This window comes from Pararhizobium sp. LjRoot255 (assembly GCF_964252905.1).
Classification (GTDB): Bacteria; Pseudomonadota; Alphaproteobacteria; order Rhizobiales; family Rhizobiaceae; genus Pararhizobium.
The window spans coordinates 1,944,119-1,955,000 of sequence record NZ_CAXUPQ020000001.1; the positions used below are offsets into that span (position 1 = coordinate 1,944,119).

The following is a 10,882-nucleotide window of genomic DNA, read 5'->3' on the forward strand; positions in this document are numbered from 1 at the left end:
GATGAACTGGCAGGCGTTGTCGAGACGGGTCGGAGAGGTCGGGTTTTCACCCGGCCTTTTTCTTTTGGGAAGCGTCGGGTGCTGCAACGGATTTGCGGCACCGAAATTCTTGCCGCGCCATAGTTTGGCGTAACTTACGGTTGCTCGCGGAAGTCGCATTTCTTTCGAATCCCTAATATGCCATACTGGCTCAGAGTTGTTGCCACGGCTTCCCGCGACGGGGGCTTATGCCGCGCAACGCGTTTCGCCGAAGAAAGTCGAGTTGCTTGATTGGAATCCGCGCATTGCAGACCGCGCGGCGGAAACACGCATTGACGGCTCCGCCACGTGAGAGAGTTTTTCACGGAGGGTTCTCGAATGAACAGAACAACACGAAGATCGATAACAGCATCTATCGCGGCGCTCGCCTTGACGGTCGGTCTGGGAAGTTCGCCCGCGACAGCCGATGGACCGGAAGCTACGAGCTTGCTCAAGGCCATGTCCGACTATCTCGCCGCGCAGAAGACCATCTCGTTCGCATACGACACGAACCTCGAGATCGTCACCAAGGATCATCAGAAACTCTTGCTGGCGAGTTCAGGCACAGTGGACCTCGAACGGCCGGACAAATTCCACGCCACTCGCTCCGGTGGGTTTGCCACTGTCGAGATGATCTTTGACGGCAAGACGCTGACGCTGCTCAAGAAGGACGACAATCTCTACACCCAGGCCGATATCCCGGGTACTCTGGATCATCTGATTGATGAGTTAAGGGACAAGTACCAAAGGCCGGTTCCTGGCGCGGACCTTCTGTTGTCCAACGTCTACGATGAGCTGATGCGTGACGTCGTTGACGTCAAGGACCTCGGCAGCGGCGTGATCGGCGGCACTGAATGCGACCATCTGGCGTTTCAGGCCAAGGAGGTCGACTGGCAGATATGGATCGCACAGGGCGAGCACCCCTACCCCTGCCGATACGTCATAACCTCCAAGTCTGTCGACCAGGGACCGCAATACAGCGTCCAGATCAGCGGCTGGCAGACAGGTCAGCAGGCTGAGCCGGACGAGTTCGCCTTCAAGCCGCCGGCCGAAGCCAAGAAGGTGGATGTGAAGGAACTCGTCGACATCGATGAACTGCCCGAACAGTTTTCAAAGGAAGGTGGCCAATGACCATTGCAAGGAAACTGAGAATCTTCCTGCTGATTGCAGTGATCGGACTTATCGGGCTCAGCCCCTCGGAACTCGTCCCGTTCCCCGGACTTGGCGATTTCATCTCGCAGGCCGAGGCCAGGGTCGGACGTCCGCTTACTCCGGTCAGCGTCGCCGGCGTGGCGCGGCGTTCCGTGCGGCGCTGCGCGGCCGGTGTGTACAATTGCTAGCGGACGCGTATTCGGCGATTTGCGGACAGATGGCACATTTGGTTAGACTAAAGAGGGCGATGCTGCCTGCGGTGGTGTCGGGGCTGTGTTTCTGCGCAGTGTCTTCAGTTTGGCTAAGACTTGTACGATCGGGTTGAGATCGGGAGCACGGGGCGGCAGGAACAGCTCAGGCGCCAACGCCGATAATTGTTTTGCACACCACACTTCCACTTACAAGGTTGTCCCGTGAAGCGAACAGGATGCGGTGGTGATCCCAGATGGATTCGAACCATCGGCCTCAGGATTAGGAATCCTGCGCTCTATCCTGCTGAGCTATGGGACCAGCCGGAAAGAACCCTTACAAAAGCTCGGCACCGAAGCCAAGTGTTTTCCGATGCGGTTTTGCATCGGCTTTGTCGGAACTGGATTTTCTCGGGAGCTTCGCAGCCGGGCGGGGCTGGCGCCGGACGGTTTTCCAATGTTAAGCAGGGGCGGCGGAACGGGGATACCCGGCCGACGAGGCGCATGGCAACGAGCTGCATGGAATGTGATCCGGACATGTTCATTGGAATTGACTGGGGCGGCACGAAAATGGAAGTCATCGCGCTCGATCGCGATGGAACGACGCGAGCCCGTCACCGCATCGCCACGCCGACCAGCGGCTATGATGCCTGTATCCGTGCCGTGCAGGAACTTGTCGCGACGGCCGAGCAGTCGGCTGGCGAACAGGGGTCGATCGGCATCGGCATTCCCGGAAGCCCCAATCCGCGCACCGGCATCGTGCGCAATTCCAATGCGGTGCTGCTCAACGGCCAGCCGCTCGGGCGCGATCTCGAAGCTGCACTCGGCCGTCCCGTTAGGCTTGCCAATGATGCCAATTGCCTCGCGGTTTCCGAAGCCGTGGATGGTGCCGGCCGCGATGCGCATATGGTCTTCGGCGTCATCGTCGGCACCGGCCATGGCGGCGGGCTGGCGATCGGCAAGCATGTGCATGCCGGCTATCAGGGCATTGCCGCCGAAATCGGCCATTATCCGCTGCCCTGGATGACGCCGGACGAGTATCCGGGCCACAAATGCTGGTGCGGCAAACATGGCTGCCTCGACATGTATGCCTGCGGAACCGGCGTCGAACTCGACTACCGGCTCACGACGGGCACTGATCGACGCGGCCGCGACATCATCGCCGACAAGCGCAACGGCGATCCTGTGGCCACGGCCGTCTACGAGCGTTTCGTCGACCGGCTCGCCCGCAGCCTGGCGCTTCTCACCAACATCGTCGATCCCGATGTTTTCGTTCTCGGTGGCGGCATGTCGAATGTCGATGAAATCTATGACGAATTGCCGGATCTGATCGTCAAATATATTTTCGGCGACAGTTTCGAGACGCCGATCCGCAAGGCGGTGCATGGCGACAGTTCCGGCGTGCGCGGTGCCGCCTGGCTCTGGAAAGACTGAAAGACAAGGGGAAACGGCGATATGAATTTCGACAAGGATCTCGAACGCATCGCGTTGCAGGAACAGGAACTGCAGTTCGACAGTTTCAGCCTGGAAATCGGCTGGAAACTCGGCTCGCTGCTGCGGGATATGGCGGTGGAACGGAAGCTCGGCGTCGTCATCGACGTGACACTGTTTTCCATGCCGGTCTTCTATGCGGCGCTGGAAGGATCGACGCCCGACAATCCGAACTGGGTGCGCCGCAAGCGCAACTGCGTCTTCCGCTTTTTCAAGAGTAGCTACGCGATCGGCCTTTCGCTTGCCAAGCAGGACAGCACGCTGCAGGCGAAGTTCGGATTGCCCGATGCCGAGTTTGCGCCGCATGGAGGCAGCTTCCCGATCGTCGTGAAGGGCACCGGCTGTATCGGCGCGGTCACCGTTTCCGGCCTGCCGCAGCGCGAGGATCACAACATGGTCGTCGAGGCGCTCGCGACCATCCTGGACAAGGATGTCGCCGCGTTGAAACTCGGCCAATAAGAACGAGCAGACAGTGATGATGGATATTGCCGGCTTTTCCGCGAAACTGAACGAATGGCTCGCCAATGCGGCATTGCCGATCTGGCGCGACAAGGGTTTCGACGCGTCGAGCGGCGGCTTCGTCGAGACGGTCGACATGACGGGAGAGCCGACGCGGGCCAACCGCCGGTCGCGCGTCCAGCCGCGTCAGGTCTATTGCTTCGCGGAAGCCGGGCGCCGGGGCTGGCCGGGGGACTGGAAAAGCATCGCCAGTGGCGGCATTGCCTATTTCGATCGCATCTATCTGCAGCCGAGCGGCTTTTACGGCGCTCTTGCCGACGCGGACGGCAAGCTGATCGACGCGTCGTTCGATCTCTATAATCAGGCCTTCGCCCTGTTGTCCTTCGCCTATCTCGCCCAGGTCTTTCCGCAGCGGAAGGCGGAGATGATCGAGCGCAGCAATACCTTGCTGCAAAAGCTCGAGGCCCATTGCAAGCATCCATCGGCCGGCTTCGAGGAAGACAATCCGCCGCGCCTGCCGCTCTGCTCCAACCCGCATATGCACCTGTTCGAGGCGTGCCTGGCGAGCGAAGAGGTGGATGGTTTCGACAAGGTCGCCTGGACCAATCTCGCCGATGAGATCGCGGCGCTTTGCATGGAGCATTTCATCGATAGAGAAACCGGCGCGCTGCGCGAATTCTTCGATCACGACTGGTCGCCGATGCCGGGCGACAAGGGCCGCATCGTCGAGCCGGGCCACCAGTTCGAGTGGGCCTGGCTACTTCTGCGTTGGGGCGAGCGGCGCGGCAATGCCGATGCGTTGGTGAAGGCGCGCCGGCTGTTCGAGATCGGCGAGCAATACGGCATTGCGCAGCCGCGCGACGTGGCCGTCATGACGCTTCTCGACGATTTCTCCGTCGCCGATCCGATCGCCCGGCTATGGCCGCAGACGGAATGGCTGAAGGCGGCGATCCGCTTCGCGGCGCTCACGCAAGGCGAGGAGCGCGAGCGCTATCTCCGCTCCTCCGTTCGCGCCGCAACGGCACTGACGCGGTTTCTCGACACGCCAGTCAAGGGATTATGGCGCGACAAGCAAAAAGCCGATGGCAGTTTCGTCGAAGAACCGGCGCCGGCAAGCAGCTTCTATCACATCCTCTGCGCGATCTATGAAGTCGACGACTGCCTGAAACGGCTCTGACGCAATCGACGGATTTTATGACCGGCCCGTTTCGACTGAAACTGGCCGGTTTTCTCTTGCCCGTTCGCCTGATTGAAGAGATGCATATATTGACATAAAGATATCTTTATGTGATCCCTGTATGCTACTGTACTGTCGTTTTCAGAACGGGAGATTTCCCATGTCCGCCATCGATACCCTTTTCGGCCCCGTTTCACCCCGTCCGGATGGATCGGAAGTCATGGCCGCATTGAAGGCGCTAGCGCGCGAACGCATCCTGATCATGGATGGCGCGATGGGCACGGAGATCCAGCAGCTTGGCCTCGGCGAAGAGCATTTTCGCGGCGACCGCTTCGCCGGCTGCGACTGTCATCTCCAGGGCAACAACGACCTCCTGACACTGACCCAGCCCGGCGCCATCGAGGAGATCCATTACAACTACGCCATCGCGGGCGCCGACATCCTCGAAACCAACACCTTCTCCTCCACCTCTATCGCCCAGGCCGACTACGGCATGGAGGCGATGGTCTATGAACTGAACCGTGACGGCGCCAGGCTTGCGCGCCGCGCGGGTCTTCGGGCGCAGCAGGTCGATGGCAGGCGCCGCTTCGTCGCCGGCGCGCTCGGCCCCACCAACCGCACCGCCTCGATCTCGCCCGACGTCAACAATCCCGGGTTTCGAGCGGTCAGTTTCGACGATCTGCGCATCGCCTATGGCGAGCAACTGCGCGGCCTGATCGATGGCGGCGCCGATATCATCCTGATCGAAACCATCTTCGACACGCTGAACGCCAAGGCGGCGATCTTCGCGACCGAGGAGATCTTCGCGGAAAAGGATATCCGCCTGCCGGTGATGATCTCCGGCACGATCACCGACCTTTCCGGCCGCACGCTGTCCGGCCAGACGCCGACGGCGTTCTGGCATTCGGTGCGCCATGCCGATCCCTTCACCATCGGCCTCAACTGCGCGCTCGGCGCCAATGCCATGCGGGAGCACCTGACGGAGATTTCCGACGTCGCCGACACCTTCGTCTGCGCCTATCCGAACGCCGGCCTGCCGAATGAATTCGGTCGCTACGACGAAAGCCCGGAGGAGATGGCAGCCCAGATCGAGGGTTTTGCCCAAGAGGGCCTCGTCAACATCGTCGGTGGTTGCTGCGGCTCGACGCCGGCCCACATTCGCGCGATTGCTGAGGCCGTGGCGAAACATCCGCCGCGCGCCATTCCCGAGGTGCCGCGGCTGATGAAGCTGTCCGGGCTGGAGCCGTTCACGCTGAGCAAGGACATCGCCTTCGTCAATGTCGGCGAGCGCACCAATGTCACGGGCTCGGCCAGGTTCCGCAAGCTCATCACCGCCGGCGACTATGCTGCGGCGCTCGATGTCGCCCGTGACCAGGTGGTGAACGGCGCCCAGATCATCGACGTCAACATGGACGAGGGCCTGATCGATTCGAAGCAGGCGATGGTCGAGTTCCTGAACCTGATCGCCGCCGAGCCGGATATCGCCCGCGTGCCCGTCATGATCGACTCATCGAAATGGGAGATCATCGAGGCCGGGCTGAAATGCGTGCAGGGCAAGCCGCTGGTCAACTCGATCTCGATGAAGGAAGGCGAGGAAGCCTTTCTGCATCACGCGAAGCTCTGCCGCGCCTATGGTGCCGCTGTCGTCGTCATGGCTTTCGACGAAAAGGGGCAGGCCGATACGAAGGCGCGCAAGGTCGAGATCTGCACCCGCGCCTACAAGCTCCTGACGGAACAGGCGGGCTTTGCGCCGGAAGACATCATTTTCGACCCCAACATCTTTGCGGTGGCGACCGGTATCGAGGAACACAATAATTACGGCGTCGATTTCATCGAGGCGACCTGCGAGATCATCGAGACCTTGCCGCACGTCCATATTTCCGGTGGCGTCTCGAACCTCTCCTTCTCGTTTCGTGGCAATGAACCGGTGCGCGAGGCGATGCACGCCGTCTTCCTCTATCACGCCATCCAGGCGGGCATGGACATGGGTATCGTCAATGCCGGCCAGCTTGCCGTCTACGACCAGATCGAGTCGGAGCTGAAGGAAGCCTGCGAGGACGTCGTGCTCAACCGACGCGCCGATTCGACCGAGCGGCTCCTGGAACTCGCCGAACGTTTCAAGGGTGCCGCCGGCAGGGAGGCCAAGGAACGGGACCTGAAATGGCGCGAATGGTCGGTCGAAAAGCGGCTGGAACATGCGCTGGTCAACGGCATCACCGAATTCATCGACGCCGATACGGAGGAAGCGCGGGCAAATGCCGAGCGGCCGTTGCATGTCATCGAAGGTCCGTTGATGGCCGGCATGAATGTCGTCGGCGACCTCTTCGGTTCCGGCAAGATGTTCCTGCCGCAGGTGGTGAAATCCGCGCGTGTGATGAAGCAGGCGGTTGCCGTTCTCCTCCCGTATATGGAAGCCGAGCGGCTGGCCGGTGGTGGCCAGGGCGAACGCCAGAGCGCCGGCAAGGTGCTGATGGCGACGGTGAAGGGCGATGTCCATGACATCGGCAAGAACATCGTCGGCGTCGTTCTCGCCTGCAACAATTACGAGATCATCGATCTCGGGGTGATGGTCCACTCCACAAAGATTCTCGAAGTGGCCCGTGAACGCAACGTCGACATCATCGGCCTTTCCGGCCTGATCACGCCGTCGCTCGACGAGATGGCGCATGTGGCAGCGGAGATGGAGCGCGAAGGTTTCAATATCCCGCTTTTGATCGGCGGCGCGACGACGAGCCGCGTGCACACGGCCGTCAAGATCCATCCGCGTTATCATCAAGGCCAGGCGATCTACGTCACCGACGCCAGCCGCGCCGTCGGCATCGTCTCCGGGCTGCTGTCGCCGGACGCGAAGGACGGCTACATCGAAACGGTGCGCGCCGAATACAAGAAGGTTGCGGACGCGCATGCCCGCAACGAGCTGGAAAAGCAGCGCCTGCCGCTGGCGAAAGCGCGTGCGAATGCGCAGAAAGTCGATTGGGACGCTTACGCGCCGAAAGCGCCGTCCTTTCTCGGCACGCGCGTGTTTCAGGAGTGGGACCTTGCGGAACTGGCGCGTTATATCGACTGGACCCCGTTCTTCCAGACATGGGAGCTGAAGGGCGTCTACCCGAAGATCCTCGAAGACGAACGCCAGGGCGAAGCCGCTCGCCAGCTCTTTGCCGATGCGCAAGACATGCTGGCAAAAGTCATTGCGGAAAAGTGGTTTGCGCCGAAGGCGGTCGTCGGTTTCTGGCCGGCCGGCACCGTGGAAGACGATATCCGCCTGTTCACCGATGAGACGCGGACGACGGAACTCGCCACGTTCTTCACGCTGCGTCAGCAGATGAGCAAGCGCGACGGCCGCCCGAACGTGGCGCTGTCCGATTTCGTCGCGCCGGTTGAGAGCGGCAGACAGGATTATCTCGGCGGCTTCGTCGTCACCGCCGGCATCGAAGAAGTGGCGATCGCCGAGCGCTTCGAGCGGGCCAACGACGACTACTCCTCGATCATGGTGAAAGCCCTGGCCGACCGTTTCGCCGAAGCCTTCGCCGAGCGGATGCACGAATATGTGCGCAAGGAACTCTGGGGCTACGCGCCGGACGAAACCTTCACGGCAACCGACCTGATCGCCGAACCCTATGCCGGCATCCGCCCCGCACCCGGCTATCCGGCGCAACCGGACCATACGGAAAAGGCGACCCTGTTTCGTCTCCTGAAGGCCGAGCAGGAAATCGGCGTCACGCTGACGGAAAGCTTCGCCATGTGGCCGGGCTCCTCGGTCTCCGGCCTCTATATCGGCCACCCCGAGGCCTACTATTTCGGCGTCGCCAAGATCGAGCGCGACCAGGTCGAGGACTATGCCGCGCGCAAGGCCATGCCGATCGGCGAGGTCGAACGCTGGCTGGGCCCGATCCTGAATTATGTGCCGGCGCCGAGCGCGGAAGCGGCGGAGTAGGGGGCTAGCGGCAATCGGCTGATGTGTTGGGGTGAGGCGACCGCTGCCGGCCCAGGAGCGGTCATTGTCGTGCTTGCAAAACCTTCTATTCTGCGACGTCCAAAGATCAGGCGCAAAACCGATACAAACTTGGGATTTTCGCGATATAACCAACCGTTGGCGGGGTTGGCAGCGGCTTGAATGAAGATGTCCCGATCAGGTGATTTTTCACTTTCGGTAACGTCCGCGATGGGTGGTCGCTATTTGGGCCGGTGGTGCCTCCGTTGCCCGCACCCGCCCGGGCTGCGCAACCGCGACTAGCTGACGCCCGATCGGGTGCGGGCATAGCCAGTACCGTCCCTACCCGCACAGGGCGGAGCGTCAGTGTCGCATTGCCGCAAATATCCTGACCTTCGTGACAAAATCCGTCCCTTTGAATTCCGCAGGAAATTTCTGTCGCAAAAATCTCTCGCGAAAGGCAGTGCTTCGCGACAGACTTTTGCGACAGCCTGAAGGCAGCGGCGGGCCAAAAGCTGACGTGACGACATTCGCTCCATACGACCGCAGATTTGACGCCAGAGGTTTGGATTGAGAAGGGCGCGTTGGTTCGTGTATTGGACCAATATGTGTTCGGCATCGCGACATCGGTTGATGCGCGGCCGTAAAGGAGTGCGACGAATCCATGGCCGAAGACAAGCGAGACATGATCGCCCTTCTCAAGGCGATTGCAGAAAGCCCGAAACGTGACAACAGTGCGTATCATCAAGCCATCGCCGAGGCGCGCCAGGCCTTCGAAGACGCGGAGATCGCGTTAGGCGGGCCGGTCCGGGTGCGGACCAAAACCAAAATGAAGCGCAGCGGCGAATATGTCGTCAAATGGACGTTCAAACGTCTAACGTGACAGATAGCGTTTCCGATCGCGCCGCTGTTTCAGATTTTGGAGGCTGCACATGGACTGGTGTCCGGGTTCAATCCGTCGGAATAAATTTTGGTAAGATTTGCGGAAAGCCGCGCCGGCTCCCACTTCGGGGTACTTGGTTGGGGAGGTCAGCGTTCTCCCCCGCTCCGTCATCCTCGCCCTCGTGGCTGGATTCCCGTGACTGATCCTCGGGGCAAGCGCGAGGATAGGAATGACGCAGGAGAAGGTAGCGGTTCCCCAACTCGAGCCGGGCAGGGAAGCCAACCGCGCACCGCTCACCCCTTGATATACCACCCCCACGGCTCGTCGCTGTTGAACCGGGTGATCTGCTTCGTCTCCAGATAGTTCGAAATTCCCCAGCGGCCAAGTTCGCGCCCGATGCCGGATTGCTTGTAGCCGCCCCAGGGCGCTTCGGGGAAAGTCGGCTGCGAGCAGTTGACCCAGACGATGCCGGCGCGTAGCGCCTCGGCCACGCGCTCGGCGCGCATCACGTCCTTCGACATGACGGCGGCGGCAAGCCCGAAGCGGCTGTCATTGGCCATGCGGATGGCTTCGTCCTCGTCCTTGAATGGCTTGACGCAGACGACGGGGCCAAAAATCTCCTCCTTCCAGACGTAGCAATCCTCGCTCATGCCGGTGAACACGGTCGGCTCGATGAAGTAGCCGTTGTCGAGACCGGCGGGGCGGCTGCCGCCAAAGGCAACCGTCGCGCCGTCGATGCGGGCGCGCTCGATCGCCGAAACGATCTTGTCGTATTGGCCCTTGGAAACGATCGGGCCGAGCAGGGTGCCTTCATCCATGCCGTTACCGATCTTGATCTTCGCCGCTTCCTCGCACAGCCGCGAAACGACGGCGTCATAAATGCTTGCCTCGACCAGCACGCGCGAGGTTGCCGAACAGACCTGGCCCTGGTTCCAGAAGATGCCGAACATGATCCATTCAACGGCCTTTTCGATGTCGCTGTCGGCGAAGATGATGAAAGGCGATTTGCCCCCGAGTTCGAGGCTGACATTCTTGATGTCCTGGGCGCCGGCCATCATCACCTTGCGGCCGGTGGAGACCGATCCGGTGAAGGCGAGCTTGTCGACTAGCGGGTGTTCCGTCAGCGGCTCGCCGGCCTGCGGCCCGGTGCCGGTGACGATGTTGAGCACACCGGCCGGCAGCCCGACCTCCTCGGCGATGACGCCCAGTTCGAGCGCGGTGAGCGGTGTCAGTTCCGAGGGTTTCAGCACCATGGTGCAGCCGGCGGCGAGCGCTGGCGCCACTTTCCAGGCGACCATCAGCAGCGGATAGTTCCACGGGGTGATGGCACCGACGACGCCGAGCGGTTCGCGCACCACCCGCGAGGAGAAACGCGGCTCGCTGAGCGGGATCGTCTCCTCCGGATTGTGATCGAGTTCCTCGGCAAGGCCGGCGTAGTAGGTGAAGCAGCCGACGACATCGTCGATGTCCCACAACGCCTCGGGCAGCGGCTTGCCGTTGTCGGCGACTTCGAGCTTGGCGAGAAACTCCTGCTTCTCGGCGACTTTTGTCGCGATGGCGCGCAGATAGGCGGCGCGCTCGGT

8 protein-coding genes and 1 tRNA gene (1 of these 9 only partly in view) are annotated in these 10,882 nt (G+C 61.4%); 7 read left to right on the plus strand and 2 right to left on the minus strand.

Going from position 1 to position 10,882, the window contains the following annotated elements; translation table 11 throughout:
* Window positions 1–357 precede the first annotated feature (357 nt).
* Both ACSQ2W_RS09450 and ACSQ2W_RS09455 read left to right on the plus strand, forming a co-directional pair.
* Window positions 358–1,149, plus strand: coding sequence for a DUF2092 domain-containing protein (locus ACSQ2W_RS09450; protein ID WP_436086022.1), 792 nt, complete (start codon window positions 358–360; stop codon window positions 1,147–1,149).
* Entirely contained in the window at window positions 1,146–1,358 is a 213-nt protein-coding gene (locus tag ACSQ2W_RS09455) for a hypothetical protein (protein WP_436086023.1), read from the plus strand. The genes ACSQ2W_RS09450 and ACSQ2W_RS09455 overlap by 4 nt, the downstream gene beginning before the upstream one ends.
* Window positions 1,359–1,603: 245 nt before the next feature.
* On the opposite strand, the gene ACSQ2W_RS09460 is transcribed toward ACSQ2W_RS09455, so the two are convergent.
* Window positions 1,604–1,680, minus strand: a tRNA-Arg gene (locus tag ACSQ2W_RS09460).
* Window positions 1,681–1,895: 215 nt separating this feature from the next.
* Between ACSQ2W_RS09460 and ACSQ2W_RS09465 the strand changes: the two genes are divergently transcribed.
* The 5 genes from ACSQ2W_RS09465 to ACSQ2W_RS09485 all read left to right on the plus strand — a co-directional run bounded on the left by ACSQ2W_RS09465 (window position 1,896) and on the right by ACSQ2W_RS09485 (window position 9,299).
* Window positions 1,896–2,792 (plus strand): ROK family protein, encoded by an 897-nt coding sequence (locus tag ACSQ2W_RS09465; RefSeq protein ID WP_436086024.1) that lies wholly within the window; start codon window positions 1,896–1,898, stop codon window positions 2,790–2,792.
* A gap of 21 nt (window positions 2,793–2,813) precedes the next feature.
* Complete coding sequence (locus ACSQ2W_RS09470) at window positions 2,814–3,308, plus strand: heme-degrading domain-containing protein (protein WP_436086025.1); 495 nt, start codon at window positions 2,814–2,816, stop codon at window positions 3,306–3,308.
* Window positions 3,309–3,327: 19 nt separating this feature from the next.
* Window positions 3,328–4,485: an AGE family epimerase/isomerase gene (locus ACSQ2W_RS09475; RefSeq protein WP_436087729.1), complete on the plus strand. Its 1,158-nt coding sequence runs from the start codon at window positions 3,328–3,330 to the stop codon at window positions 4,483–4,485.
* A 160-nt stretch (window positions 4,486–4,645) separates the two neighbouring features.
* Entirely contained in the window at window positions 4,646–8,419 is a 3,774-nt protein-coding gene (gene metH, locus ACSQ2W_RS09480; RefSeq protein WP_436086026.1) for a methionine synthase, read from the plus strand.
* A 661-nt stretch (window positions 8,420–9,080) separates the two neighbouring features.
* Entirely contained in the window at window positions 9,081–9,299 is a 219-nt protein-coding gene (locus tag ACSQ2W_RS09485) for a hypothetical protein (RefSeq protein ID WP_436086027.1), read from the plus strand.
* A 293-nt stretch (window positions 9,300–9,592) separates the two neighbouring features.
* Here the strand turns inward: ACSQ2W_RS09485 and ACSQ2W_RS09490 are convergent, their stop codons facing one another.
* A protein-coding gene (locus ACSQ2W_RS09490; RefSeq protein ID WP_436086028.1) for an aldehyde dehydrogenase family protein crosses the window boundary here: on the minus strand, window positions 9,593–10,882 show its 3' portion. The gene runs 189 nt beyond the window's last position; 1,290 of the gene's 1,479 nt are visible here — the last part of the coding sequence; its start codon lies beyond the right edge, outside the window — the gene reads right to left on this strand; it ends in the stop codon at window positions 9,593–9,595.

Excerpts from the sequence above, each read along its gene's own strand:
- ACSQ2W_RS09450 (WP_436086022.1), top strand. The coding sequence starts at position 358 with ATGAACAGAACAACACGAAGATCGATAACAGCATCTATCGCGGCGCTC.
- ACSQ2W_RS09455 (WP_436086023.1), top strand. The coding sequence starts at position 1,146 with ATGACCATTGCAAGGAAACTGAGAATCTTCCTGCTGATTGCAGTGATC.
- ACSQ2W_RS09465 (WP_436086024.1), top strand. The coding sequence starts at position 1,896 with ATGTTCATTGGAATTGACTGGGGCGGCACGAAAATGGAAGTCATCGCG.
- ACSQ2W_RS09470 (WP_436086025.1), top strand. The coding sequence starts at position 2,814 with ATGAATTTCGACAAGGATCTCGAACGCATCGCGTTGCAGGAACAGGAA.
- ACSQ2W_RS09475 (WP_436087729.1), top strand. The coding sequence starts at position 3,328 with ATGGATATTGCCGGCTTTTCCGCGAAACTGAACGAATGGCTCGCCAAT.
- metH (WP_436086026.1), top strand. The coding sequence starts at position 4,646 with ATGTCCGCCATCGATACCCTTTTCGGCCCCGTTTCACCCCGTCCGGAT.
- ACSQ2W_RS09485 (WP_436086027.1), top strand. The coding sequence starts at position 9,081 with ATGGCCGAAGACAAGCGAGACATGATCGCCCTTCTCAAGGCGATTGCA.